This is a genomic window from Gillisia lutea, from assembly GCF_021568705.1.
In the GTDB taxonomy this organism is placed as follows: domain Bacteria; phylum Bacteroidota; class Bacteroidia; order Flavobacteriales; family Flavobacteriaceae; genus Gillisia; species Gillisia lutea.
In genome coordinates this window covers 419,859-445,534 of the sequence record NZ_JAKGTH010000008.1, presented here as the reverse complement: position 1 = coordinate 445,534, position 25,676 = coordinate 419,859, and the positions used below count along the sequence as shown (strand labels likewise).

25 protein-coding genes are annotated in these 25,676 nt (G+C 35.2%); 11 read left to right on the top strand and 14 right to left on the bottom strand.

Annotation, left to right across the window (positions count from 1 at the left end; all coding sequences use genetic code 11):
- Positions 1 to 4: 4 nt before the first annotated feature.
- Both L1I30_RS09185 and L1I30_RS09180 read right to left on the bottom strand, forming a co-directional pair.
- The gene (locus L1I30_RS09185) at positions 5 to 856 is read right to left on the bottom strand and encodes a YciC family protein (protein ID WP_236133981.1); all 852 of its coding nucleotides are present in this window, start codon (positions 854 to 856) and stop codon (positions 5 to 7) included.
- A complete protein-coding gene (locus L1I30_RS09180) occupies positions 849 to 1,814 on the bottom strand; it encodes a stage II sporulation protein M (protein ID WP_236133980.1) in 966 nt (321 codons plus the stop codon). Before L1I30_RS09180 ends, L1I30_RS09185 begins: the two co-directional genes overlap by 8 nt.
- A gap of 35 nt (positions 1,815 to 1,849) precedes the next feature.
- Between L1I30_RS09180 and L1I30_RS09175 the strand changes: the two genes are divergently transcribed.
- On the top strand, positions 1,850 to 2,563 hold the full coding sequence (locus L1I30_RS09175) for an RDD family protein (RefSeq protein ID WP_236133979.1): 714 nt from the start codon (positions 1,850 to 1,852) through the stop codon (positions 2,561 to 2,563).
- Here the strand turns inward: L1I30_RS09175 and L1I30_RS09170 are convergent, their stop codons facing one another.
- Positions 2,564 to 3,283, bottom strand: a complete 720-nt coding sequence (locus L1I30_RS09170) for a peptidylprolyl isomerase (protein ID WP_236133978.1) — start codon at positions 3,281 to 3,283, stop codon at positions 2,564 to 2,566. It lies immediately after the preceding gene.
- Here L1I30_RS09170 and L1I30_RS09165 point away from each other — a divergent pair.
- Together L1I30_RS09165 and L1I30_RS09160 are read left to right on the top strand one after the other, a co-directional pair.
- Positions 3,282 to 3,923 carry an NUDIX hydrolase gene (locus L1I30_RS09165; protein WP_236133977.1) on the top strand — a complete coding sequence of 214 codons (642 nt, stop codon included), beginning with the start codon at positions 3,282 to 3,284 and terminating at the stop codon, positions 3,921 to 3,923. The genes L1I30_RS09170 and L1I30_RS09165 overlap by 2 nt on opposite strands.
- 64 nt (positions 3,924 to 3,987) lie before the next feature.
- Positions 3,988 to 4,791 (top strand): lysophospholipid acyltransferase family protein, encoded by an 804-nt coding sequence (locus L1I30_RS09160; RefSeq protein ID WP_236133976.1) that lies wholly within the window; start codon positions 3,988 to 3,990, stop codon positions 4,789 to 4,791.
- Between the two features lie 74 nt (positions 4,792 to 4,865).
- On the opposite strand, the gene L1I30_RS09155 is transcribed toward L1I30_RS09160, so the two are convergent.
- Complete coding sequence (locus L1I30_RS09155) at positions 4,866 to 5,504, bottom strand: DUF8845 family protein (protein WP_236133975.1); 639 nt, start codon at positions 5,502 to 5,504, stop codon at positions 4,866 to 4,868.
- Positions 5,505 to 5,508: 4 nt separating this feature from the next.
- Positions 5,509 to 6,003, bottom strand: a complete 495-nt coding sequence (locus L1I30_RS09150; RefSeq protein WP_236134034.1) for an RNA polymerase sigma factor — start codon at positions 6,001 to 6,003, stop codon at positions 5,509 to 5,511.
- A 236-nt stretch (positions 6,004 to 6,239) separates the two neighbouring features.
- Between L1I30_RS09150 and L1I30_RS09145 the strand changes: the two genes are divergently transcribed.
- Positions 6,240 to 7,547: an NAD(P)/FAD-dependent oxidoreductase gene (locus L1I30_RS09145; protein WP_236133974.1), complete on the top strand. Its 1,308-nt coding sequence runs from the start codon at positions 6,240 to 6,242 to the stop codon at positions 7,545 to 7,547.
- A gap of 56 nt (positions 7,548 to 7,603) precedes the next feature.
- Here L1I30_RS09145 and L1I30_RS09140 read toward each other — a convergent pair whose 3' ends face one another.
- Positions 7,604 to 8,038, bottom strand: coding sequence for a hemerythrin domain-containing protein (locus L1I30_RS09140; RefSeq protein WP_236133973.1), 435 nt, complete (start codon positions 8,036 to 8,038; stop codon positions 7,604 to 7,606).
- Between the two features lie 183 nt (positions 8,039 to 8,221).
- Here L1I30_RS09140 and L1I30_RS09135 point away from each other — a divergent pair, with 183 nt between their 5' ends.
- From L1I30_RS09135 to L1I30_RS09115, 5 genes are all read left to right on the top strand, one after another.
- Positions 8,222 to 10,375: a TonB-dependent receptor gene (locus L1I30_RS09135; RefSeq protein ID WP_236133972.1), complete on the top strand. Its 2,154-nt coding sequence runs from the start codon at positions 8,222 to 8,224 to the stop codon at positions 10,373 to 10,375.
- Positions 10,376 to 10,498: 123 nt separating this feature from the next.
- On the top strand, positions 10,499 to 11,122 hold the full coding sequence (locus tag L1I30_RS09130) for a hypothetical protein (RefSeq protein WP_236133971.1): 624 nt from the start codon (positions 10,499 to 10,501) through the stop codon (positions 11,120 to 11,122).
- 15 nt (positions 11,123 to 11,137) lie between these two features.
- Positions 11,138 to 12,478, top strand: a complete 1,341-nt coding sequence (locus L1I30_RS09125; protein WP_236133970.1) for a 2TM domain-containing protein — start codon at positions 11,138 to 11,140, stop codon at positions 12,476 to 12,478.
- Positions 12,478 to 12,798 (top strand): 2TM domain-containing protein, encoded by a 321-nt coding sequence (locus L1I30_RS09120; RefSeq protein WP_236133969.1) that lies wholly within the window; start codon positions 12,478 to 12,480, stop codon positions 12,796 to 12,798. The genes L1I30_RS09125 and L1I30_RS09120 overlap by 1 nt, the downstream gene beginning before the upstream one ends.
- A 15-nt stretch (positions 12,799 to 12,813) precedes the next feature.
- Positions 12,814 to 13,587, top strand: coding sequence for a LytR/AlgR family response regulator transcription factor (locus L1I30_RS09115; RefSeq protein ID WP_236133968.1), 774 nt, complete (start codon positions 12,814 to 12,816; stop codon positions 13,585 to 13,587).
- 291 nt (positions 13,588 to 13,878) lie between these two features.
- On the opposite strand, the gene L1I30_RS09110 is transcribed toward L1I30_RS09115, so the two are convergent.
- The 5 genes from L1I30_RS09110 to L1I30_RS09090 form a co-directional block, all read right to left on the bottom strand.
- The gene (locus L1I30_RS09110) at positions 13,879 to 14,676 is read right to left on the bottom strand and encodes an anti-sigma factor (protein WP_236133967.1); all 798 of its coding nucleotides are present in this window, start codon (positions 14,674 to 14,676) and stop codon (positions 13,879 to 13,881) included.
- 1 nt (position 14,677) lies between these two features.
- The gene (locus tag L1I30_RS09105; RefSeq protein WP_236133966.1) at positions 14,678 to 15,205 is read right to left on the bottom strand and encodes an RNA polymerase sigma factor; all 528 of its coding nucleotides are present in this window, start codon (positions 15,203 to 15,205) and stop codon (positions 14,678 to 14,680) included.
- Positions 15,206 to 15,299: 94 nt separating this feature from the next.
- On the bottom strand, positions 15,300 to 15,884 hold the full coding sequence (locus L1I30_RS09100; protein WP_236133965.1) for a superoxide dismutase family protein: 585 nt from the start codon (positions 15,882 to 15,884) through the stop codon (positions 15,300 to 15,302).
- 129 nt (positions 15,885 to 16,013) lie between these two features.
- Positions 16,014 to 17,228, bottom strand: a complete 1,215-nt coding sequence (locus tag L1I30_RS09095; protein WP_236133964.1) for a bifunctional alpha/beta hydrolase/OsmC family protein — start codon at positions 17,226 to 17,228, stop codon at positions 16,014 to 16,016.
- Between the two features lie 53 nt (positions 17,229 to 17,281).
- A complete protein-coding gene (locus tag L1I30_RS09090; protein WP_236133963.1) occupies positions 17,282 to 18,169 on the bottom strand; it encodes a diacylglycerol/lipid kinase family protein in 888 nt (295 codons plus the stop codon).
- A gap of 66 nt (positions 18,170 to 18,235) precedes the next feature.
- On the opposite strand from L1I30_RS09090, the gene L1I30_RS09085 reads away from it, so the two are divergent.
- Positions 18,236 to 19,201, top strand: a complete 966-nt coding sequence (locus tag L1I30_RS09085; RefSeq protein ID WP_236134033.1) for an App1 family protein phosphatidate phosphatase — start codon at positions 18,236 to 18,238, stop codon at positions 19,199 to 19,201.
- A gap of 99 nt (positions 19,202 to 19,300) precedes the next feature.
- Positions 19,301 to 21,424 (top strand): Tex family protein, encoded by a 2,124-nt coding sequence (locus L1I30_RS09080; RefSeq protein ID WP_236133962.1) that lies wholly within the window; start codon positions 19,301 to 19,303, stop codon positions 21,422 to 21,424.
- Positions 21,425 to 21,475: 51 nt separating this feature from the next.
- On the opposite strand, the gene L1I30_RS09075 is transcribed toward L1I30_RS09080, so the two are convergent.
- The 3 genes from L1I30_RS09075 to L1I30_RS09065 all read right to left on the bottom strand — a co-directional run bounded on the left by L1I30_RS09075 (position 21,476) and on the right by L1I30_RS09065 (position 25,621).
- Positions 21,476 to 22,834: a M28 family metallopeptidase gene (locus L1I30_RS09075; RefSeq protein WP_236133961.1), complete on the bottom strand. Its 1,359-nt coding sequence runs from the start codon at positions 22,832 to 22,834 to the stop codon at positions 21,476 to 21,478.
- 124 nt (positions 22,835 to 22,958) lie between these two features.
- Complete coding sequence (locus tag L1I30_RS09070) at positions 22,959 to 23,246, bottom strand: YtxH domain-containing protein (RefSeq protein WP_236133960.1); 288 nt, start codon at positions 23,244 to 23,246, stop codon at positions 22,959 to 22,961.
- 164 nt (positions 23,247 to 23,410) lie between these two features.
- Entirely contained in the window at positions 23,411 to 25,621 is a 2,211-nt protein-coding gene (locus L1I30_RS09065) for a bifunctional alpha,alpha-trehalose-phosphate synthase (UDP-forming)/trehalose-phosphatase (protein ID WP_236133959.1), read from the bottom strand.
- Between the last annotated feature and the right edge of the window lie 55 nt (positions 25,622 to 25,676).

Here is a 25,676-nt window from a genome sequence, read left to right as displayed (position 1 = left end):
AGGTTTAATTTCCCAAATTATCTATCGCTTCGTAAGTTCCCGTTAGATTTTTATGTTCATTTAAATTATAATAGATCAAGCTTATTGATATGATGGTAATACCAGAAAGTACATATTGCATTACTGTAGCAAATGTGTTTAGGCTTATAAATATCCAATCTTGAAAAGAGGAAGGATCGGCAATCGAACCTTCTTGTGAGCTCATAAAAACCTTGGTAACTGTATATATAAGAACTGGTAATTGAAATATAAGCCCTATTACATATACCAGAATATAGATTACCAATAAAGAACCAAAGGTAGTCCACCAATGATTTTTCACTAGATCGAAGCAATAGGATATCGATTCAGAAATACTTCTATTCTCAATAATCAAAATAGTAGAAGCCAGCGTGAGGGGAACGAAAATATAAATTCCTGGAATTACAAGAAACATGAATCCGGCAATGGTAAGAACGGAGGTAATTACATATAGAAGTATCAATTTCAAGAAATTTTGACGTACTCCGGTGCGAATATTTTGGGGTTGTACCACCCCATTGTTTTCTACATAACTTTTAATGTAATGCAGGATTGTAGCGTAATAAGCCGAATAAAATAGCATTAAGGCCAGGAATAACACGAGCATTGCAATTAAAAAATTGGCAGCACTATCTTGCATTGCTTTAAAAGGACTTCCCGCTATAGCACTTGTATAGTAAGCAATTGCAGCAATAAAAATAAGGAATAACGGTCCTACATTTTTGATTATGCTTTTCAATAAAGGCTTGTAATTATTTCTTATAAACTGAAATGTAACAGTGATAATTTCACCTAATTCACGTTTCCTTTTAAATTGGATGTAAGTTTCATTCATGATGTGAGTTGACCTTATTTAAGTAGATTGGATAATAAACGTAATAAAATAGAATGCTAAATAATGAAATGCTAATTATGACTATCGCTAACCAATCTGGCATTTCTGTTCTCCTTGTTACAAAACCTTCTAAGAAGCCTGCAACAATAAAAAAAGGAATGGTGCTAAGAACGATCTTTAAACCATTTTTTACGCCATTTATAAAAGAACTTAAGCGGGTATATGTTTCCGGAAATAAAATACTTTTTCCAACTACCAGACCAGCACAACCGGCAATTATTATCACCGATATTTCTATGGTGCCGTGAATCCAGATGGTTCGTGCCGATTCCCATAACATGCCATTTGCATAAAAGAAATATTGAAAGGAGCCAAGCATAATAGCATTTTGCATGAGCACGTAGGCAGTACCTATTCCTGCTAAGATTCCTAGCGAATATGCCATAAGTGCTACCCGAATATTATTTATTGTTATCCCCAAAAACATATCTAATTCCCCCATCTTTTTATAAACAGCCATGGGGTCATTTTTCTCAATGTTCTCTAAGGTCATATTTACATACGCATCGCCTAATATGGCTCTTACAAAAGCAGCATCGTTTGCTGCTGAAAAGATTCCTACCGATACGAAAATAAGGAAGATCAAAAAGCTGATGAGCAATTGTTTTTGATGAGTATAGAACATCTTAGGAAAATCTTTAGCATAGAATTTCCAGAAAACATTTCCCGATTCTTTCTTGTTCGTATAGATCTTTTGATGTGCCTTTACCGCTAATTCATTTAAATATGACGTAGTATTGCTTTGAGGATAGAACGTCTTGGCATAGCTCAAATCTTGAGTTATTTCCAGATAGTGAGCTGAGATCTTTGAAGGTGCTAACAATTTTTTATTGTGAAGCTCTTTTTCAAAATTAAGCCATTTATCCTTATTTTGCCTGACGAAAGCGGCTTCGCGCATATAATGGGAATATTTCTCTCAAAGAAACGTATTTAATGGATAAATTTCAAATAGAAACAGCCCAAAATATTGGGATTCACCAAAAATCTGCATCAGTAGGAGACAGGATCTTGGCATTTTTAGTAGATTGTTTAATCCTAGGGGCTTATGCAATTATTATTTCTTTAAGTATTTCAGGCATGGGACTGGATGGGGGAAGTAAATGGGTTCTCTATTTAGTAATTGGGTTGCCCATGTTTTTATATTATCTCCTGTGGGAGGTTTTCAATAACGGTCAAACTCCAGGTAAGAAAGCTCTAAATATAAGAGTTGTTAAATTAGATGGGGCCAGACCCGGTTTTAGTCAGTATTTAATTAGATGGTTATTAAGATTGATCGATATCAGTTTAAGCAGTGGGAGTATAGCAGTAGTAACTATTTTGTTCAATGGGAAGGGTCAACGTCTAGGCGATCTGGCTGCAGCAACCACAGTAATTAGTGAGAAAACACAAATCGGAATTTCACAAACCTTAGTAATGGATGTACCGGAATCTTATATTCCTAAATATCCTCAGGTAAGTATTTTAAAAGATAGGGAGGTTCAGGAGATCAAAAACATCTTTAGTTCAGCTAAACTTCAGGGCAATCATAATGTTATAATCGCATTATCCCAGAAGATCGCCGGTATTCTCCAAATTAATCCGGAAGAACGCCCTGTAGATTTTATTAATACGGTTCTATTAGACTATAATTATTACACGCAGCATTAATTATTCTAAGATTTCAATTTTTAATTGAATATTAATAAGAGGCCATTCGCCCTCTCCAACAGGTTGTTTAGCTATAGTATCTACCACATCCATGCCTTTTATCACCTCTCCATATACAGTATGATCGTTATCCAAATGATGTGCGCCTCGTTCACTTTGAACAATAAAAAATTCATAAGGAGAGGAAGCTTTGCTAACATTTTGCTCACTGTATTTTGCTGCTGAAAAAGCCCCACGCTTATGTTTATGACCTGCTTCAAATTCGCTTGGTATTAAATAGGATCCATTCTTGTTCCTTTTCTTGCTAGTTTCGGGATTATCTGAATTTCCTCCCTGAATAACAAAACCTTGTGCTACCCTATGGAAAAAGGTACCGTTAAAATATCCTTCTTTAGTAAGATAGATGAAGTTGGCTCGATGCAAGGGAGTATCGGTATAAAGCAACACATCAATATCTCCAAATGAAGTTTTTATTCGAATTTTACGTTCTTGATTTTCATTTCCAAATTCAGTTAAAAAAGGGATAAGTTCTTCCTGAGTTAAGGTTTTAGAGATTTTAACTGGTTTTGTTGTTTTTTTGTTATTAGAGGTATCATTTTTTACTTTTTCAGTAATCTTTGGCCCACTGTTAATAACATTTTTCTTGGACTTTTGCGTATCTTCACAACTTGCACAAAATAAAAACAATACACTTAAAAAAATTGAAAGATATCTTCGCATGGTGTTTACTGACTTTAAATATAAGGTTTCAAATTTAGAAAAAATAGCACTTCCCGGGGAGGAATCGCACTATAAATTGGCTCCTGTTTTAAGAATACGGGAGATTGAAAAAATAGATATCGCTTCAAAAAATCCTAATAAGGCTGGGGTGATGGCAGTTTTTTACCCCAATAAACAGGACATTACCAGCATGGTATTGATTTTACGTAAAACCTATAAGGGTATACATTCCAATCAGGTTGGTTTTCCAGGCGGTAGAGTGGAGGTATATGATAAAAATTTAAAATATACAGCGCTTCGAGAAACCGAAGAGGAAGTTGGAATACCTCAAAGTGAAGTAAAAGTGATTAAAAAGCTTACAAAGCTTTATATTCCGCCAAGCAATTTTTGGGTTCATCCCTATGTTGGGATATTAGAGAGAACCCCAATACTGGTACCGCAGGAATCTGAAGTAGAGCAAATACTGGAAGTGGATTTAGATCAGTTCCTGGATGAAAAGAATATTATTACTCAGAATATAACCACTTCCTATGCTAAAAATATTGAAGTGCCGGCCTTTACTTTAAGCGGACATGTTGTATGGGGAGCAACGGCAATGATGCTTAGCGAATTAAAAGATATCTTGAAACAAGTACTCTAATAGTAATTGTTATATTTGCGACTTTTTTAACATAAAGGCAGATAATTTAATATAAAAATCAAAAATGGGGTTGTTTAAAAAAAATCCGTTTGGACATTATCTTTTTCTGAAAAAATGGCTCATCCGTATTTTCGGTCTGTTATCTCATAGACGCTATCGAGGCTTTAATGAATTGCAAATTGAAGGCTCCGAGATCATAAAGAATTTACCCAACAACAACGTGTTATTTGTTTCTAATCACCAAACTTATTTTGCCGATGTAACCGCAATGTTCCATGTATTCAATGCCAGTTTAAGCGGTCGGGTAGACTCCATAAAGAATGTTGGTTATTTATGGCAGCCTAAATTAAATGTCTATTACGTTGCTGCAAAAGAAACCATGCAAGCAGGACTCTTAACCCGGATTATGGCATATGCCGGAGCGGTAAGCGTAGAAAGAACCTGGAGAGAAAAGGGTAAAGAGGTTCAACGGGAAGTAAATTTTGATGATACCGAGAATATAGGTATTGCCTTAAAAGATGGTTGGGTAATTACCTTTCCACAGGGAACTACCAAGCCATTTAAACCTATTAGAAAGGGGACGGCCCACATCATTAAACAATATAAACCCATTGTAATTCCTATTGTTATTGACGGATTTAGAAGGTCTTTCGATAAAAAGGGAATCAGAATCAAGAAAAGGGGGATTTTACAATCTTTTCAAATTAAACCACCTTTAGAAATAGATTATGATAATGAATCTGTAGAGGAAATAGTAGAAAAGCTAGAATATGCTATAGAACAACATTCCTCATTTTTAAAGGTAATTCCTCAGGATGAGCTGGAAGCTATAGAAGAGCTTAATAAAACAAGACAGTGGGAATATTGATATTATATTCTTAATAGAAACGAAAAAGCCTGAATAACACTATTCAGGCTTTTTTATATTTTGAAACTTATGAATTATACTTCTAGTTTCTTCAATTCCTTATAATTTTTTGAAAGTCTTTTAAGTAATATTCCATAAAGAAGGCGATAGAACAACCAAATCAAGCCCAGGAATACAGCGAAAAATACAAACATCAATCCAAGGAAGATCAACCATTGCTTAGTATTGAAGTCGTATGTCGTAATTTTCTCAACCTGGGTTTCTGTTGCATGATAGCGTAACATGAAATACGTATATACTAAAGCTGTTAAACCAGAGGAAATAAGCACATACCAAATATAATATTTTACGGTCTTTCTGGTTTTTAGAATGCTTTCCATGAGATGGGCAGCATTATCTGTTGAAGAGATTTTTCTATAGTTTTGGTAAAAATTATAGATAAAATAAAAAGTTATGATATAGCCTATAATATATAGTGCTATTGTAAAGCCTTTTAAATGAATACGTTCCATTTCCTTCCAGTATTCATTGTCTGCCAGAAATACATTCATAACAGCCCAAAATAGAAATTCAATAATACTGATAACAAATATCCATTTTACTATGGAGGAAGATTTCTTCCAAATCATTTTATAGATCTCGTCATAGCTAAGCTTAGGGTAATTACCCTCCTGCTTTTTCCAATCTTTTTTTAATAAATCTAATTCATCCATATGCTTACGGATTTAATATTTTTTTTAGTTTAGTTTTCACTCTGTTCATTTTCACTCTGGCATTTACTTCACTTATCCCAAGTGTTTCTGAGATTTCTTTATAGTTCTTATCTTCTAAATACAGAAAGACAAGGGCTTTATCAATATCATTTAATTCTTTAACTGCAGTGTACATCAGTTTTAATTGTTGTTCTTCCTCATCATCGTATTCCTGTGCCGTTATTCTAAAATGTACGCTATCGTAGTCCTGAGTCTGGATTCCTCTCTTTTTCTTACGGTATAATGTAATTGCTGTGTTTAAAGCTACTCGATACATCCAGGTACTAAATTTGGCGTCTCCCCTAAATTTGGGGTAAGCTTTCCAAAGCTGAATGGTAACCTCCTGAAAGAGATCGTTGTGAGAAGCCTGATCATTAGTATAGATGCGACAAATTTTGTGCACTATATTTTGGTGTTTCTCCAAATTACTAACAAACGTATGTTCAAGTTCTTTATTCACAAATCTTGGTTGGCAAATATTAGTAGCTTCTTTATAGACAACGTTACAAAGGTTTTGAAAATAATCCAACAAATAAGGTAGTTTAGAGTTATTTTTTCCTGACATCTTTTCCAATGTTTGAACTTAGGAGCTTCTAAAATGCTTATAAGATCATTTAGATTTGTTTTTTAACTAATTTTTGGGCTGATAAAAGTATTCATCAGATTTTGAAATGATAACTTTGGAAAAAGAGCAGTATGAACGTACCAAAAAGCGATTTACCAAGAGTAGTAATAATAGGAGGAGGCTTTGCCGGAATCTCATTATTGAAGAAACTATTGAAACTGCCCTTACAGGTGGTGCTTTTGGACCGACATAATTATCACACATTTCAGCCCTTATTATATCAGGTTTCTACTTCAGGTTTAGAGCCAGATTCTATTGCATATCCACTTCGGAAAATAACCAGAACCGGAGATAAGGCATTTTTTAGAATGGCGGAAGTAACAGGTATAGATCCTGATAGAAATCTTATAAGCTCAAGTATTGGGGATATCGCCTTTGATTATTTGGTTATAGCCACAGGTTCTAAAACAAATTTCTTCGGAAACAAAAGTATTGAAGAGAATGCCATGTGGATGAAAACCGTTCCACAGGCATTGAATATTAGAAGTTTGATACTCGAAAATCTTGAACAAGCGGTAATAACCGATAATGTTGATGAACGAAAAGCTTTACTGAATTTTGTACTAGCTGGTGCGGGACCTACGGGCGTAGAGCTTAGCGGGGCTATTGCCGAGTTAAAGAATCATGTGGTTCCTAAAGATTATCCTGACATTAATGTAGAGGAAATGAATATTCATTTATTGGAAGGAATGGATAGAGTCCTTCCTCCCATGAGTGAGAATGCTTCCCAAAAGGCAGAAAAGTTTTTAAAAGAATTAGGGGTAAAGATCCATCTCAATACTATGGTAGAGTCTTATGATGGGAAAGAGGTCGTGACAAACACCAATGAAGTTTTTAAAGCAGCAACTTTTATATGGAGTGCGGGAGTTACTGGTGCGCCGGTAAAAGGCTTAAATGCATCGGCAATGCTGGAAAAAGCAAATCGGTACCAAGTAAATGTTTTCAATCAGGTAAATGGCTATGAAAACATTTTTGCTGTAGGAGATATAGCAGTTATGCAAACAGAAGAATTTCCTAAAGGGCATCCTATGGTAGCCCAGCCTGCTATTCAACAAGGAAGCCATTTAGCTAAGAACTTTGCCCGTTTATTAAAAAATGAGCCATTAGAGCCGTTTCAATATAAAGATAAAGGGACTATGGCAACGGTAGGAAGAAACAGGGCTGTTGTAGACCTCAAAAAGTTCAAATTTGGTGGCTTCTTTGCGTGGTTTGTATGGATGTTTATCCATCTATGGTTCTTAATAGGTTTTAGAAACCGATTAGTTACCTTTTTTAATTGGGTGTATAATTATGTGAATTATGACAAGGCTGCCAGGCTGATCATTAGGCCTTTCAAGAATTATAAGAAGAATTTAGAAATAGAAAAGAAGACGTCTTAATAAATGTTTGTTCAGAAATACCCTGATGTAGAAGGCTATTTCTGAACAAAATAATACTATCTGTTTTCTCTTATTTCCTTGTTATAATCAGCAGCTAGAGAGATTTTTTGCTTTTCCGTCAAGGCTTTCCCAGCCATTTGAAAAACTTCATGCTCTTCTTCATCTAAATGATGATTCACTTTATGTCTTAGGTCTTTTGCAATCTTTAACCAGTTTGAAGCACTCATTTCGGTATCTTCCAATTGCTCTACTAGTTCATCCATTTCATGATGCTCAGCTACACTATGCCTTGCTTTTTCCTGAGTTAAATCCTTTTGAATAAGAGGTACGTAGAAATGTCTCTCTTCTGCATCGGCATGTATCTTAAGTTCATGTTTCAACTGGTCAAAAATTTTCTTTCGTTCCTCGGTGTCTCCATGTGTTTCTACTAGCTTTTTAGCTAGGTCTCGTTGTATTTCATGTTCTTGTCGTAAAGCCTCAAAAATGTTCATGTTATTGGTTGATTGATTAAGTTTTCAAGGTATAAAATATAGTGTTAAGGATAATTTAAAAATTTAAGAACTGATAAAATTGATACATGAATTTCAGCTCATCCGTTCAATACTACATTTCAGTATTAATTTTTATATAGTAACATAGAAATAATTCAATTTTGACCTTATAATCCAACTGTTATGAGATCTATATTTATTTTGTCAATTTTATTTTTTAGCCAATTTCTTTGTGCTCAAACCGAAATATCAGGGAGAGTTGTAAATGTTAAAGGGAAACCGGTAATGGGTGCCAATGTTTTTATAGAAGGCACTTATAATGGAGACACCTCTAAGGAAGACGGTTCCTTTTCATTTTCTACCAAAGCATCAGGGGAACGGACTTTGCTTGTTTCTTTCCTGTCTTTTAAGACTACGAGATTACCAATGTTAGTCTCCAATATGAAAGCTTTAAACATTGTTTTAAAAGAAGACCTGAATGCACTGGATGCAGTAATTTTGAATGCGGGGTCATTTCAAGCAGGGGCAGCTTCAAAAGTTTCGGTTTTAAAACCATTAGATATTGTAACTACGGCAGGAAGTGCAGGTAATATTATTGCGGCCCTTCAAACTTTACCGGGAACTCAAGTGGCTGGAGAAAGCGGTAGACTCTTGGTAAGAGGAGGGGAGGCCGAAGAAACTCAAACCTATGTTGATGGCCTAAGAGTGGCACAACCTTATAGTGCATCAGTTCAAAATGTACCAAGTAGAGGGAGATTTTCACCATTTCTTTTCAAAGGTATTTCTTTTCAAACCGGAGGTTATAGCGCAGAATATGGGGAAGCACTCTCTGGAGTTCTATTGCTGAATACTGAGGACGAAGCCGAACAAAACAAAACCGACATCTCATTAATGACGGTAGGTTTAGGGATTGGAAATACCCAGAAATGGAAAAACAGGTCGTTAAGCGTTAATGCTTCCTATATTAACCTTGCTCCTTATATGCTGGTTGCACCTCAAAATTTAGACTGGAACAAGCCTGCTGAATCCATTTCGGGAGAAGCAGTTTATAGACAATCTTTAAAAAGGGGATTATGGAAAACTTATGCAGCCTTTGATGCTTCAAGATTTGATTTTAATCGTGAAAGTGTGGAGTTGGAAAGTAAGGAAAGAATTGATTTAAAAAATAATAATTTTTATTTGAACACCTCTTACTTAGGTAATTTCGGCGATCGCTGGGAATTAAATACCGGCCTGAGCTATGGTTATGGAACTAATCATATAAATTATAACACTACTAAGATCAATAATTCTGAAAACGCATTTCATTTAAAATTGAAAGTAAGCAAAAGATTTTCAGATCATATAAAACTGTCAGCAGGATCTGATCTGTTTTCCTCCAAATTTGATGAAACTATAGAGCAACCAGAGATTTCTACGTTTATATCAGATTTCCATACAAATATTGGCGCAATTTATACAGAAGCAGATATTTTATTCAACAAGAATTTCGCTCTTAAATTAGGAGTGCGCGGATCATATAATGACTATTTAGACGAGACCAGAATTTCTCCAAGACTTTCTATGGCTTATAAAGTGAGTAATTCTTCACAATTCTCCTTTGCATATGGCGACTTCACACAAGCTCCTAAGGCAGATTATTTGAAATACAACGAAGAGCTATCATCTGAAAAAGCATCACATTATATAGTGAATTATCAATTTAATAAAGATAACAGGTTCCTAAGATTAGAAGCTTATTATAAAAAATACAGAGATCTAGTTACTTATAACGGGAATGAGAATTCTTATTTAACAGCTCTTCAAAATTCTGGAGACGGATATGCCGGCGGGTTGGAAGTATTTTATAGAGATGGTTCCAGTATTAAGAATTTGGAATATTGGGTTTCTTATTCTTATATAGATTCTGAAAGAAAATTTAAGAACTATCCTGTACAAACCACTCCAAATTTTGTGGCCAATCATACCTTATCTATGGTAACTAAATACTGGATTTCAAATTTAAGATCTCAGGTAGGACTTACCAATACTTTTAGTTCTGGAAGGCCCTATAACAACCCCAATCAAGATTCATTTATGAGCTCTAAAACCAAATCGTATAATAACTTAAGCTTGAGTTGGGCTTACCTTTTAAGTAAGCAGAAGATTCTTTATTTCTCTGTGTCGAACGTATTAGGAACTAAAAATGTCTATGGTTACGAGTATGCATCTTCAGCAGATTCTAATGGTAACTTTAGAAGGCAGGCAATTACTCCAACTGCAGACAGGTTTTTCTTTGTTGGTTTCTTTTGGACTATTAGTGACGATAAGAAAACAAACCAATTAGATAATCTTTAAAACTATTGAATTCAAAGAAATGAGATACAATTCATCATTAAAATTGTACAACTCGGTAATTCTTAATTTAAAATCGGTGATAATCAGAAGATATTTGTAAAACAATTAATAAAAATAGAACTTATGGAAAAAATCATTTTAATACTCGCGTTGCTTTTCACTAATCTCATTTTTTCTCAAAATAATTATGATGAAGGAATGGCACAAGCCTTAGAACTTTGGCAAAATGATAGACCAGCTGAAGCTTCAGATCTTTTTGAAAGAATTGCAATTGCCGAGCAGGAAGAATGGATACCTAATTATTATGTGGCTCTAGTTAATACCACGAGGGCATTTCAGAACTTGGATAATAAAAACGTGGAAGATTTGGTGGCAAAAGCTCAAGAAGCACTGGATAAGGAGCTTAATAAAGATCCTGAAAATCCCGAATTGCTGGTTGTACAGGCTTTAATATACACAGCATTAATTGCTAATGATCCCATGAACAACGGTCAGAAACTATCTGGAAAAGTAATACAAATCTATGAACAGGCAGAAAAAATCGATCCTACTAATCCTAGAGTAATACTCTCCAAAGCCCAATTTGAAATGGGATCGGCCAAATATTTTGGAACAGATACCCAGCCAATTTGTGACAGGATAGAAAAATCTTTAACACTTTTTGATACCTTTAAGTCGGAAATAGCTTTTTATCCTAAATGGGGTAAAGAACAGGCCGAGCAGGCCATAAGCCAGTGTGGTAAATAATATTGAAATAGAATAATGAAAAAAGTCATAAAACTTGCAATTATAATCTTGGTAATAAGCTTCTTATTGAATGCTTTAGAGGTGAGTTTTAAGCTTCTATCTGGTGAAGGTCTGGATCTGGATATTTCCACTCTCAAATCTTTTGGGTTATACGTGCTTTATACGCTGCCGCTTACACTTATTAACTATTATTTCTTCAATTATATCAATCATAAAATCAATTGGGAGAAATATGATCAGCGATACAGGTTTGTGGTAGGTTTTTTAGGATCTATCTGTCTCACCTTATTTGCACTATTTTTTATAAGGTTACTACATAACGTTTTATTAGAAGGGAAATCGTATACCGAATTCATTAAAGATCAAAATGGCACTTTTTACCTGACAGCATTAATAATTACGGTAGTTATATCATTATTTTTTCATGCTTTTTATTTTTATAAAGCACTTCAGGAGAAAAAAGTAAAAGAACAGAAAATTATTGCAGGTACGGCTTCAGCAAAATTTGAAAGCTTAAAAAATCAAATAGATCCTCACTTTCTTTTTAACAGTTTAAATGTGCTAACCTCATTAATTGAAGAAAGTCCGGAGAATGCTCAAAAGTTCACCACTTCCTTATCTAAGATCTATCGCTATGTTTTAGAACAAAAGGATAAGGAGCTGGTCTCTATAGAAGAAGAATTATCTTTTGCAGTGCTTTATATGAACCTGCTTAAAATGAGATTTGAAAATAGTATTCAGTATGAAGTGCCCAATAGCATCACAAATCCTGAAGGTAAGGTGGTGCCTCTATCATTGCAATTGCTATTGGAAAATACAATTAAGCATAATGTGGTAAGTGAAAACAAACCTTTACATATAAGGATATACGAAGAAGATGGTTATTTAATTGTGGAAAATGATTATCAAAAAAAAGAAGTACTTAAAGCAAGAAAAGGGGTAGGCCTGCAGAACATTGCCGACAGATATGCTCTAATTACTAAACGGGAAGTACTTATAGAACAGAACCCGGATGTATTTCGAGTGAAATTACCAATATTAACAAAACAATTTTCAGTTATGGAAACAAATCAATATAACAAGAGTGAAGCTTATTTTAAAGCTAAACAGCGTGTAAAAGAGATCAAGGATTTTTATGGGAACTTAATTTCCTATTGTGTAATTATACCATTTTTGATATTTATAAATTATATGACCTATTGGGGCTTTCAATGGTTTTGGTTCCCTTTATTTGGATGGGGATTAGGCTTAGCCATTCATGGATTTTCAGTTTTCGGATATGGATCTACCTGGGAAGAGAGAAAGATAAAGGAAATTATGGAAAAAGATATCGAACAAAATAATACCTGGAACTAATGAGAGAGCAAAATCAACAAAGAATGTCTTATGAGCAGGCTAAGAAACGGGTAAAACGAATTAGAGGATTTTACATTCATCTGGTTATATATATAGTGGTGAATACCGCCATCTTAATATTCGATTCTAATAGAAAGATTTTTGTAGACGGAAACTTACAATTTTGGGGTATAGCTAATCTCTTCTTTTGGGGAATTGGGTTATTTGCACACTGGGCAAGCGTATTCGGTCCAAACGTTTTTCTAACTAAAAGATGGGAAGAACGCAAAATTAAGGAGTTGATGGAGAAGGATAGCTACGAACAAAAAAAATGGAAATAAAAAGAGTACAACATTATGAATGCCATTATTATTGAAGATGAAAAACCTGCCGCCAGACGTTTAAATAGAATGTTAGACAAACTGGAGGTGCCAATAATTGCTGTACTTCATTCGGTAGAAGATGCTGTTAACTGGTTCATAGAGAATGAACATCCTGATATTATTTTCTTAGATATTCAACTTAGTGATGGCTTGTCTTTTGAAATCTTTGATAAAGTGAAAATTAAAAGTGCTGTGATATTTACAACGGCTTATGATGAGTATGCGCTGCAGGCCTTTAAATTGAATAGTATAGATTATCTTCTGAAACCTATAGATGATGAGGAGCTACAAGTAGCGGTAGATAAATATAAGGAGTTATTCACGAACCTGACTCCTAATGAGTCAAATACCAGCTTACAACTAAATTTTGAAGATATCAAGAAATTGCTTGTCAACCCTGTTGAGCGTGAGTATAAGAAAAGATTTACTGTTAAGGTTGGACAACATTTAAAAATGATTCCCCTGGAAGAGGTAGAATGTATTTATAGCGAAAATAAAGGAACTTATGTTCATACTTCGGAAGGAAGAAATTATTTGCTGGAAACAACTTTAGAGGGACTAGAAGATGAATTGCCCCCAGACGATTTTTTTAGAGTAAGTAGAAAGGTGTTTATACAATTGGCTGCAATAAAAGATATTATAGCTTACAGTAATTCAAGGTTAAAAATTGTACCTAATAGTTTTAAAGATTTTGAAATTATTGTAGCGCGAGAACGGGTGAAATCGTTTAAGCAATGGCTGGGCTAATACTATTTTCAATAAAAATGCAATAAATAAAACCAACCTGGCAATATCTTCGTAAGTATGTTATAAGAAGGTTTTTAGGAAGATATCTTAAAATGAAAATTTCTATTACTGTTATTATTTCTTGGTTTGGAATTTTGAACAGCGCTTTCTAAAATATCTTCTGCATGATTTTTTGGTTGGTTAGTGAAAGGTTTGTTCATTCTGGACAAACCTTTCATTTTTAGAAGGAATACACAAAAAAAGAGGCTGTATATAACAGCCTCTTTTTTTGTTGGTAGAAATAGTAAGTGTTTATGAGGATATTGTTCCCAATGTGTATAAACGTTCTAAGGTAGGTGTTTCGCTTCCGCCTTCAGGTTCTAGCGTTATACCAAATCCTTCCGACAAATTAGCATTATCTAATTCAAATATTTTATTAGCATCATCCTCAAATTTATCTAGTAACCCGATACTGGTTGGGGTAAGAGGAGTCATTTTTAAAGACCATACCTGATAGACCATTCCCCGGGGTGGAGTTGGAAGATCCTGTGCATCAATATAAGTAGTATTGGTGTTCTTATCCCAGTACGCAGTGGCATAAGCATCTGGAGCTACAGCCTGTCCCGCTAATGGTATTCTAATGATGTTCTTGTCGCGTAGAACATTAAGTAATTTTGTAGTTTTCTCTGCATTATCCCTTGAACTGGCAATTTGTGATTCCATTTGAGCTTTCTCCGCCTGCAAGGCCTGTAAATTGGCTCTTAAATCATTATTTTTGTTGAAGAGCGCAAACAATCCGACCAAAAACAGAAGCGATGCTGCCCAACCTAAGTAGGCTGCCCAATTTGTACTTGGTTTCTCAATGGGAATAACTTTGGGATTACCTGAAGAAAGTTTTAATTTCAGTTTTTCTAAAACATGCTCAGGGTTATATGGAGCTACCGAAGAGGAAAGTTTTAAAAGTGAATTTTCGATCTCTTCTACCTCCTGCCGTACTTCAGGATATTTTTTTAAGACTTTGCTTACTTCTGCGCTTTCAGCAGCACTAAGTGCTCCATAAACATAGAGCTCTAAGATTCCTGAAGATATATATTCGTGTATGTTGTTCATATTATATTACTGTTGATCTCAATTTATCGATACAAACCCTGTTACGAGTTTTAACCGTTCCTAATGGCATAGCTAGTTCTTCTGCAGTTTCTTTTTGAGTGAACCCTTTAAAAAAGAGCAAGTCTATTAGCTTTTTACAAGTTGGTTCCAGTATGTCTAAATATTTCTGTAGTCCTATAGCATCCAGCTTACCGGAAGTATTGGACTTAGATTCTAATATATCTACGAAATTATCACTCTTAAGGTTTAAGCGCTTGTTCTTAAAATCTTTAGATCGAATCTTATCTATGGAAGCATTTCTAGCAATGTTTAACACCCAAGTGAAAAAACGTCCCTTTTCGGGGTTATATGATGAAGCATTGTTCCATATCTTCATGAAAACATCCTGAAGTATTTCTTCTGATACTTTTTCATCTTTCGTAATACTGAATATTATCCCATATGTGCTTACAGAATAGAGTTGATAAATTCTCTCAAAAGCTCTTTCGTTTTTCTGTTGAAGTTCAGCAATTAATTGGTCTTGTTGCATATAATATAATTGGACTTAAAAATATGAAAATAATACTGTAATAAACAAAAGCAACCCAAAGGCTGCTTTTGTTTATATAATATGTAATAAATGCTTAAAGTTTAATAACTCCGCATCCAACTCTTGTTCCGGCAGCCCCAGATGGTTGAGATGTAAAATCATCTACTCCATCATGTACTATAATTGCCTTCCCTACAATGTTTTTTGTTTCATCATCACAATCAATACACCATTGGTCGGTAGTCATAGTAATGGTACCATTACCATTGGCATCTACTTTAAAGTTACCAATATCGCCTCTGTGGTACCCATCAGGATCGCCCCATTTTCCGTGCTTTTCAAAAGTTGGATTCCAGTGTCCGCCAGCAGAAGAACCATCTTTCGCAGAACAATCAGCACTTTCATGAATGTGAATAGCGTGCATACCTTCTGCAAGTCCATCAATTATAGCTGTCATGGTCACTTCTCCATTTTCTTGTTTGAAAACTACATTTCCTGAGAGCTTACTATCGCTTTTAGGATCTAGAGTAACCTTTATCTTTTTTACTTCTTCTTTCTTAGTTTCCTGAGTCACCTCAGTGTCAGAAGTTTTATCAGCTTCTTTTTCCTTTTTTTCGTTTTTACATCCTATAATAGCAAGGGATGCGCAAAATAATAATGTTAAACTTATACGTTTCATAATTTGAATTATTGGTTAATTACATTAGTACCTCTAAAGTAATTTGAATAGCATGAAACACCAAAGATTTAAGGATTGCTTAACACATGGCAGCATTGGTGTTTTAAAAAGAGGAAGCCTTACAGTGTATCATTTTTTAAGCAATGTGGTAATGATTTGAGTAGGGCTATGTAATGTTTTATGAACAGGACATTTGTCTGCTATTTCTAACAATCGGGTATATTGTTTTTCATCAAGATCGCCCATGATCACTAATTTCCTTTTAAAAGTATCTATTTTAGCAGTGGTGTCATCACAATGATCACAGTCTGAGGCGTAATCCTTGCTATAGTCTATATGTGTTTCTACCGAGTGGATTTTCCATCCTTTTCTTCGTGCATACATTTGAATGGTCATGGAAGTACAGGCCGCTAATCCAGCCGACACATATTCATATGGATTAGGACCAAAATTATTTCCTCCCACACTTATTGGTTCATCAGCAATGAGCCTGTGTTCTCCTGATTGTATGTGTGTAGTAAAGCCAGATTCACCTAAATAAGCCGCTACATCGTGTTTAGATTGAAGGGATACGGTTTTAGGCTTATCAATATATCTCATAGCCCAAGAACCAATTAGTTCTCCAGTGTATTGTGAATCTTCGGTTTGTTGTAATAAATGGTCGGCCCTATCTAGAGATATAAAACTTTTTGGATGTCGGGCAGCAAGATATAGTTCTTCTGCATTTCTAATTCCAACTATTGTATCTTGTGGGCTATGTAGTAACAGCAAAGCAACTTCAGTATTTGGCAAAATATCTAAAAGTTGTTTGCTCTCCAGATCGTCTAAAAACTGTTTCTGAATATAAAATGATCGTCCCCCGATATTTACAGAAGCTCTTCCCTGGGATTGAATCTCCTCTATATGCTTTTCAATTAAATTTTGTACATGGGTAACTGAGGCTGGAGCGCCAATAGTTGCAACGGCTTTAACCGATTTTATTTTTTTGGCAGCAAATAGAACGGCAGCCCCGCCAAGAGAATGTCCCACCAACATAGTTGGAGCTTTATATTCCCTTTCTAAAAAATCAGCAGCCGATAATAGATCTTCTACATTGCCCGAGAAATTGGAATCCTCAAACTCCCCATCGCTTTCGCCCAAACCTGTAAAGTCAAATCTTAGCACACCAAATCCCTTAGAAGTAAGTGCTTCGCTAATATTTTTAACAGCGAAATAATTTTTGTTGCAGGTAAAGCAATGTGCAAATATCACAAAGTTATGCGGTTCCTGATCTATGGGTAATTCTAGTTTTCCATGTAAACTGTGGCTGTCTTTATTAGTAAATGTTACTTTAGTTGAACTCATTTTTAAATTTGTTAAGGAGTATATTCAGTTTGCGGAAATAATAGTTTTAAGAGCTATTCGATAGGTGAAGGAACTGCAATTAGCAATTTATTAGGGGAGATTTGAGCTTCAACTTCACACACTTCCCCTACATATTCACCGTCAATTTGGAAGGCCACAGGAGTTGTACATCTTATCTTAGCCTGAGTTGTCGAGATAATCTCTACAAAATCGGATCCTAATTTTGCATTCTCACTTAAGGTTTTGAAGATCTTAATGAAATTCAGTTTTTTAAACACCAAAATTTCAAATTTACCGTCATTCATTTTACCGGTAGGATTAACATTGGCCCCGGTTCCGAATTTATTGGCATTAGCTATAGCTAAAAGAATACCTTTTTTATAAACCGTCATGTGGTCTATTTCAATTTCGAAATTAAATGGAAAGTTGGAGTGAAAGAGCGTAGGTATCGATTTTAGGAAATAACCTAATTTCCCACGAATGCTGGCATGTTCATAATTTTTAATGAGTTCAGCATTAATTCCCAGGTCGGCAATATGCAAACAGGTTCTTCCGTTAATTTTGAGGACATCCATTTCCAAAATATTATCACCTAAGGCAATTTTTAACTGGTCTTGTAATTTAGGAGGTAATTTTAAATTAACAGCTAGGCCATTTGCGGAACCGGCGGGAAGTATTCCTACGCTTATTTTGTGGCCATCCAATACCTCGGCAACCAATTGAATGGTACCATCGCCACCAACCACCAGGATATGGTCGGGTTGAAAATCTTCAATCATTCTTTTGATTTTCTTCTTATCCTTTTTTCCGGTAGTTTCATATAACTCTAGCTGTAAACCCCTTTTTTTAATTTCAGCTTTAACCGTAACCAGCATAGTACGCTTATTAAGGCCTCCGGAAATGGGATTTACTACAAGTAAAATCTTATTTTTTATTTTCATTGATTGTAGATTGTATTTAAAATTAAGTAATTTGGAACAGAAGTATCGTTAACAAAACCTCAATTGATAAAATTTGATTTAAAGCTATATCGCGGATATCTCAACGACAAGAACTTAGTTGTTTTTGGACATGTTTTTAAATCGTGGGCACCAGATAAGTATAGAACCGATCAACGCGGAATAAAGCATGCGGTTTCTGTTATTCAGATGTTCAATATTAGTCCTATCTCCAATATAAAAGTTGAATTGCAATTCAAAAACTCAACCGTAACAACAAAAACCTTAGCCGATGGTTATTTTAGATTTAGTATTCCTTTTGAAGAAGAACTGGAAAGCGGTTGGCATGAGTATAAGGTGAAATGCGAGTTTAATAATATTGGGGTTGTAGAAGTGGGAGAAGTTCTTAAGCCGTTTGAGAGTAAATATGGGATTATCTCAGATATCGATGACACCTTTTTAATTTCCCACAGCGACAATGTACTTAGGAAATTATATGTAATGTTGCTTAAAAATATCAATAAGCGTAAAGTTTTTGCAGATGTGGTTATGCATTATCGCGCTTTAAGTTCTTATGGCCAGGAAAAAGATACAGCCTTTAATTCTTTTTTCTATGTATCCAGTAGTGAATGGAATTTATACGATTTTATAATGAAGGTTGCTCAAATTCATGAATTACCAAAAGCGGTTATTAAATTAAAAAAGATCAAAACCGGTGTTGCAGATTTTCTGTTTACAGGAAGAGGCAGCCACGATCATAAATTTGAGAAAATTAAAGATATAATTTCCTTTTATCCTAAGTTGCCTTATGTGCTGTTGGGAGATGATTCTCAAAAAGACCCAAATATCTATGAGCGTATTTGTAAGATCTACCCATTAAATATTCAGGCTGTTTATATTAGGCAAACTTCCGACGCTCCCAAGAAAGCAACACAGGAAATATTAAAGAACCTAGAAGATATGGGGGTTAAGATATGTTATTTTGAACACAGCGAAAAAGCCATTCAGCATTCCAAAGAAATAGGCCTCATTTAGATAGTAAACTTTTCAAGTTTTCAATACCATTTCTAAAAACAAAACTATAAGCTAAGGCGTATATTTGCGCCAATGCTAAACCGCTAAAAATCCTCACTTTTGAAATTATTAGATTTTATACTTCTACAGGTTAAACTGCCTGTAAGATCTGTAACAAACACTATAGAACTTCTATCCCAAGATGCTACAATTCCATTTATTGCCCGGTATAGAAAAGAGCATACGGGCAATTTAGATGAAGTGCAAATTGAAAGCATTGCCAATCAGATCAAATTATTTCAAGATCTTGAAAAGCGAAAAAAAGCAATTCTGAAGAGTATTGAACAGCAAAATGCTTTATCTGATGAATTAAAATTAAAAATCGGGAAATCGGTGAGCCTGATAGAGCTAGAGGATTATTATTTGCCTTACAAAAAGAAAAGAAAAACCAAAGCTGATGCGGCAAGAGAGAATGGATTGGAACCTTTGGCCAAGATCATCATGGCGCAAAATCAATCAGATATAAAAAGATCTGCTGAAAGATTTGTCAAAGGAGATATAAAAAATATAAATGAAGCTATAGAGGGTGCTAAATATATAATTGCAGAGTGGATCAATGAACATAAATTAGTTAGGGATAAGCTTAGAAAATTATTTCAAAGGCAGGCCAAAATCGTATCTAAGCTTGTTAAAAAGGAAAGAGAGAATGAAAACGCTCAAAAATATAAACAGTATTTCGATCTGGAGGAGACACTTTACAAAATGCCCTCTCATCGATTTCTCGCCTTACACAGAGCAGAAAGTGAAGGTTTTGTAAAGCTTAAAATAGAAGTAGAAACAACTACGGCTCATCAACAAATAGAGCATATTATTTGCAGGGCAGGTAATTCCCCATCTCGGTATATAGTGGAGGCCATTGAAGATGCTTATAAACGTTTGTTAAAACCTTCTTTTACGAATGAAATGATTACTGAAGCTAAAAAGAAAGCCGATGCAGATGCAATTAGGGTGTTCGCTTCAAATTTGGAACAACTATTAATGGCCTCGCCATTAGGAGGAAAGCGAATTTTAGCTATAGACCCCGGATTTCGTTCAGGATGTAAGGTGGTATGCTTGGATGAACGGGGAATGCTGTTGCATAATGAAACTATTTTTCCGCATCCTCCGCAAAAGGAGATGAACATGGCGCTCAAAAAAATTAAATCATTAGTAAATGCTTATAATATTGAAGCCATTTCTATTGGAAATGGAACAGCATCTAGGGAGACAGAATTTTTTATAAAGAAAGTGTCATTTGACAGAGATATATCAGTTTATATAGTAAATGAGGCCGGAGCTTCTGTGTATTCAGCATCGAAGATTGCTCGCGACGAATTTCCCAATTATGATATTACCGTTAGGGGGGCAGTCTCAATAGGAAGAAGATTGAGTGATCCGTTAGCAGAATTGGTGAAAATAGATCCGAAATCTATTGGGGTAGGGCAGTACCAGCATGAAGTAGAACAATCAGCACTAAAGGAAAAACTGGATACTGTAGTCATGAGTTGTGTTAACAGAATAGGTGTCAATGTTAATACGGCTAGTAAGGAGTTACTAGCTTATGTTTCCGGGATTGGACCTTCAATAGCCGATAATATTATCACTTACAGAAACGAGGAAGGAAATATTGTTAGTAGAAAGCAGTTATTAAAAGTTCCTCGTCTAGGAGAGAAAGCTTACGAACAAGCTGCTGGATTTCTAAGAATTAAAAATGCTAAAAACCCTTTAGATGATTCTGCCGTTCACCCGGAGAGCTACCAGGTGGTAGAAAAGATCGCAAAGGATAAAAAAGTGAAATTAAAAGAGCTCATAGGGAATAAAGAAGTGCTTGAGAAAATTGATCTATCAATTTATATCACTGATGATTTGGGATTACACACTTTAAAAGATATTGTAAAAGAATTGGAAAAGCCGGGAGTAGACCCTCGAAAAGCAATAAGTAATTTTCAGTTCGATCCTACTGTGAAAACTATTGAGGATATTAAAATTGGTATGAAGTTACCTGGAATAGTCAATAATATTACCAATTTTGGATGCTTTGTAGATATAGGAATTAAAGAAAGTGGGTTAATTCATATTTCAAAATTAGCGAATGAATTTATTAGCGATGTAAATTCGGTGGTTAAATTAGGACAAGTACTGGAAGTTAGTGTTGTTGATGTTAATGTGGAAAGAAGAAGGATACAGTTATCTTTGATAGATTAATAAAAAAGCCTGAGAATTTATCTCAGGCTTTTTTATCTGAAAGTATAATTTCTATCTAAAAGTTCCCGAAGGAAAAACCACAGGACTTTCGTGCCCGTTCTTTCCGACGGTGGCAATTCCAAAGAAGAAATTGTCTATTACAATTCCATTTAACGTGAACTGGTCTACATCTCCCACAAACCTCGAGTATTGCCAGTGTGGATTAGTTGTATCCCTCCAATATATCTTATATCCTGCAACATCTCCTTCAACTTTTTCCCATCTTAATTTGGTTGATGCTTCCACGATACCGCCAATCTCTACATTGTTGGGAGCAGGTGGTGCCCAGGCCAAACTTGCTAAATTAATAGCGTTTACGCTGGTAAGTTTGGCAGCATAATCAAAATTAACACCTTCGATAACGTCTCCGTATTTTATCCCATTTTCTATGCGAATATTCTGGTGCTGACGATTGTAATTTTCATGGGCCTCCATGATACGTACCCCGGCATAGCCCAGATCATTGAATGAGCGGTGATGCCCCCCTCTTCCAAACCGGTCTAATCTGTAGATCATCATAGGGTTCATTTCTGGCATATATGCTTTAGTGGTCTTGTAAATATATCTAGCCAGTTGCCTAGAAATTCCGTCTACTTCCCCTCCGTAATAACGACGCATATTACGTTCTCTTTCGGTTTCGGTGGGAGGAACTGGTTCAGAAAAAATCCTGAAACTTCTGTTGTCTATCACACCATCTACTCCCTCGATATTCCCTATCATATCATTGTTTAACACTCCAATAATTTCCCAATTCTTGTTTTTAGCATATTGTGCAACTCCCTTTCCTCCAAACAGGCCTTGCTCTTCTCCGCTAAGCCCCACATAGATAATACTGTTTTCAAATTTATATTTAGAAAGCACCCTAGCCGCTTCAATGGAACCGGCCATTCCACTTGCATTATCATTTGCACCTGGAGCATCGTTCGTAAAATCACTTCCATCAGAGTTTCGAGAATCTATATCACCACTCATTATTATATATCGATTGGGATATTTTGTTCCTTTTTGAATTGCAACAACATTTACAATCCAGGCTTCCTTAGGGATTCGCTCCCCATCTTTAGGTGTTACAAAATCCTTTTGGTAAAATACCTCCAAGCAATTTGAGCAGTTTGAAGATATTTTGTCAAATTCAGATTTTATCCATCTTCTCGCTGCTCCAATACCACGCGTATTGGATATAGTATCACTAAAAGTGTTCCTGGTTCCAAAACCTGCTAATTTTCGGATATCTGCTTCAATTCTTTCAGAAGAGACGTTGTCTATAATGTCGTAGATTCTCGAATCGCTTTGCTGGGCGGTTGCAGAAGAGATGGAGGTAAATGATAGGATGCTAAATAGTACTCCTGAGGAGAGAAAGTGTAATTTCATATATTTCTTTTTTAAAGCATTCTAAAGTACAGAAAGTTTGGCGGTTCCCAAAATTAGCATTTTTGATTTTAAGGCATAAAAAAACCCCGATGTACATCGGGGTTTTTGAACTCTAATAACCAGTTTAACTGGCTTTCATTTCGTGTATTGCAGCTTTCGCTTCATTTACCTTTTGCTCTGATGTAGACTTAGATAAATTCGCTTTTGTTTTAGCTTTTACAGCCTCTACTTTATGACTTAAATTATCGGCAAATTCATTGAATTTTCCTTTAGCGCCTTGTATGTAGTCTTCACTGGTATCGGTGATTTGTTTTCTGGTATCTTTTCCCTTTTTAGGGGCAAATAATATCCCTAACGCTGCTCCTGCTGCTGCTCCTGATACTAAACCTACTAACAATTTTCCTACTTTCATAATTATGTTTTTATTTATTGGTTTTACAAATATTCTATTGTAAATGTACTTTTAATAAGTGGTTTAGATATATAATTCTAGTTAAGCTTGGTATAAAATTTTATAAGAATTGCTAAGAAATTTAACACTTGTAAAAAATCAATTTAAGTCTCCATATCACATTATTAAACTTGTAAAAACCCCCTTAATAAATCTCTTACTTTTTTGGTGTTATTTACATAATAATTGGCGCTGGTATTCTTTAAACCTACTTTTACCGTTACAGCTTTATCAGGCAACTCTTTAAATAAATATTCATCAGTCCAATCATCTCCAATAGCGAATATAAAATCTGTTTCCTTTCTTAAAAGAAATTTCGTAGCGGCCTTTCCTTTATTCACTCCACTACTTTTAATTTCCAGAACTTTATTTCCATCTAAAACGCTTAAGCCATGATTAGAAATAAGATCTTTTAATACGGTAGAAAGTTCATTAGCCCGTTTTTCTCCAAGATCGGGATCTGCTTTTCTGTAATGCCATGCAAGGGAATAGTTTTTCTCTTCTATGAAACTTCCTGGAGTTCTGTCTACAAAAGCTTCAATAACCGGACGTATAGATTCCATCCAATCGTTCCTTACATTTTCATTAAGTCTCCACTCCTTATTAGATTTTAATGCCCAAACTCCATGTTCTGCAATTAATTCTACATCAACTTCTTTCCACCAGGTTCCCAAAGTTTCTTTATCCCTTCCGCTAATAAGAACTACCGTAATATTTTCCATAGCTGCAAGTTCAGTAATTAGTAAGGTAAGTTCTTCATCGGGTTTTGCATTTTCGGGTTTATCTACAAAATCTACCAATGTGCCATCGTAATCTAGAAACAATACTCTGTTTTTAGAGTTCTTAAAGTCAGAGAGTATTTTTTCTTTAATATCTTCAGAGATATGAGTAGCTTTATTACTTTGCCTATTTTCCTGGGTTTTGCTCAATGATTTCATAAAGTCGTTAGCCCATTTCTCTACATCGTAACGTTTTAATCGTTTCTGAAGGAGTTTGTTTCTGCTAATCTGTTCTTCTACAGGCATCTCGATTGCCTGGTTAATAGCATCCGCGATTTGTTCGAAGTTATTAGGGTTAATAAGTATAGCTTCATTCATTTCCTGGGCTGCACCGGTCATTTCACTTAAAATAAGCACTCCTGTTTGATCTTTTCTGCTAGCAATATATTCTTTAGCCACCAAGTTCATTCCATCCCTTATTGGGGTTAACAGAGCGATGTCGCATGATGCATAAAGGTCGATTAAGTTGGTAAATGGCATAGATCTATAAAAATACCAGATAGGGGTCCAGCTTACCGTAGCAAATTTTCCATTTATTCTACCTACTAACGCATCTATCTCTTTTTTCAGTAACTGATATTGGGGCACTTCCGATCGGGATGGCACCGCAAGCATTACCAGACGTATCTTTTCTATATACTGAGGGTATTTTTCCAGGAAATACTCAAAGGCTCTTATTCTATGAGCAATTCCCTTTGTGTAATCTAACCTGTCTATACTGAGAATCAACTTAGCTCCCGGTGCTCCTTTTCTGTGATGATCTAACCTTTGTTGCAAATCTGATTGACTTTCCAACGTGTTTTCGAAATGATTTAGGGCTGCCTGCTCAAATTTGTTATAGTCTATTCCCATAGGAAAGGAATCTACTTTTACCATTCTGTCTGGAAGGCTCACTTCATTGAAATTAACCTGATGCCTTAAGATGCGGCTTACAGAACTTAAGAAATGACGTTCATAGTCGTAAGTATGAAAACCAATAAGATCGGCACCCAGTAAACCATTCAGAATTTCTTCTCTCCATGGCATGGTTCTAAATACCTCATAAGAGGGAAATGGGATATGATTGAAGAAACCAATAATAGCATTAGGACGTTGTTCCCTAACCATATTAGGCACTAGGAGAAGTTGATAATCATGTACCCAGATTTTATCTCCTTCTTTATAATGTTCTAAAATGGCATCGGCATATTTTTGATTTACGCTTTTATAGGTTTCCCAGTGCCATGTTTCCCATTCGGTAAATTCCATGAAATAATGAAAAAGAGGCCAGATACTTCTATTGCTGAATCCATAATAGAAGCCTTCCATTTCCTTTTCGGTGAAATTTACCGCTATACATGCCTGCTCTTTGGCTTTTTGAGAGACTTCATCTATAAGATTAGCGGGGATTTCTTCTGTGGTTAAACCGCTCCATCCTATCCAGATACTATCTCCGTCTCTGTGGAACGATTTTAATCCGGTGGCCAGACCTCCAACACTAGGGGTGACATCTAATTTCCCGTGATTTAATGAAATTTGTAAGGGTAATCTATTGGAAATAATGATTGTTTTACTCATAATATAATGTGAATGCTGTGGTAAGGTTTTGGTTTTTTACTAAATTTCCGAAAAT

Coding starts and splice junctions, on each gene's coding strand:
- L1I30_RS09135 (WP_236133972.1), top strand. CDS start 8,222: ATGAGATCTATATTTATTTTGTCAATTTTATTTTTTAGCCAATTTCTT.
- L1I30_RS09070 (WP_236133960.1), bottom strand. CDS start 23,246: ATGAAAGTAGGAAAATTGTTAGTAGGTTTAGTATCAGGAGCAGCAGCA.
- L1I30_RS09160 (WP_236133976.1), top strand. CDS start 3,988: ATGGGGTTGTTTAAAAAAAATCCGTTTGGACATTATCTTTTTCTGAAA.
- L1I30_RS09105 (WP_236133966.1), bottom strand. CDS start 15,205: ATGCAACAAGACCAATTAATTGCTGAACTTCAACAGAAAAACGAAAGA.
- L1I30_RS09170 (WP_236133978.1), bottom strand. CDS start 3,283: ATGCGAAGATATCTTTCAATTTTTTTAAGTGTATTGTTTTTATTTTGT.
- L1I30_RS09095 (WP_236133964.1), bottom strand. CDS start 17,228: ATGAGTTCAACTAAAGTAACATTTACTAATAAAGACAGCCACAGTTTA.
- L1I30_RS09155 (WP_236133975.1), bottom strand. CDS start 5,504: ATGGATGAATTAGATTTATTAAAAAAAGATTGGAAAAAGCAGGAGGGT.
- L1I30_RS09180 (WP_236133980.1), bottom strand. CDS start 1,814: ATGCGCGAAGCCGCTTTCGTCAGGCAAAATAAGGATAAATGGCTTAAT.
- L1I30_RS09110 (WP_236133967.1), bottom strand. CDS start 14,676: ATGAACAACATACACGAATATATATCTTCAGGAATCTTAGAGCTCTAT.
- L1I30_RS09125 (WP_236133970.1), top strand. CDS start 11,138: ATGAAAAAAGTCATAAAACTTGCAATTATAATCTTGGTAATAAGCTTC.
- L1I30_RS09100 (WP_236133965.1), bottom strand. CDS start 15,884: ATGAAACGTATAAGTTTAACATTATTATTTTGCGCATCCCTTGCTATT.
- L1I30_RS09165 (WP_236133977.1), top strand. CDS start 3,282: ATGGTGTTTACTGACTTTAAATATAAGGTTTCAAATTTAGAAAAAATA.
- L1I30_RS09140 (WP_236133973.1), bottom strand. CDS start 8,038: ATGAACATTTTTGAGGCTTTACGACAAGAACATGAAATACAACGAGAC.
- L1I30_RS09065 (WP_236133959.1), bottom strand. CDS start 25,621: ATGAGTAAAACAATCATTATTTCCAATAGATTACCCTTACAAATTTCA.
- L1I30_RS09185 (WP_236133981.1), bottom strand. CDS start 856: ATGAATGAAACTTACATCCAATTTAAAAGGAAACGTGAATTAGGTGAA.
- L1I30_RS09115 (WP_236133968.1), top strand. CDS start 12,814: ATGAATGCCATTATTATTGAAGATGAAAAACCTGCCGCCAGACGTTTA.
- L1I30_RS09175 (WP_236133979.1), top strand. CDS start 1,850: ATGGATAAATTTCAAATAGAAACAGCCCAAAATATTGGGATTCACCAA.
- L1I30_RS09075 (WP_236133961.1), bottom strand. CDS start 22,834: ATGAAATTACACTTTCTCTCCTCAGGAGTACTATTTAGCATCCTATCA.
- L1I30_RS09145 (WP_236133974.1), top strand. CDS start 6,240: ATGAACGTACCAAAAAGCGATTTACCAAGAGTAGTAATAATAGGAGGA.
- L1I30_RS09130 (WP_236133971.1), top strand. CDS start 10,499: ATGGAAAAAATCATTTTAATACTCGCGTTGCTTTTCACTAATCTCATT.
- L1I30_RS09090 (WP_236133963.1), bottom strand. CDS start 18,169: ATGAAAATAAAAAATAAGATTTTACTTGTAGTAAATCCCATTTCCGGA.
- L1I30_RS09120 (WP_236133969.1), top strand. CDS start 12,478: ATGAGAGAGCAAAATCAACAAAGAATGTCTTATGAGCAGGCTAAGAAA.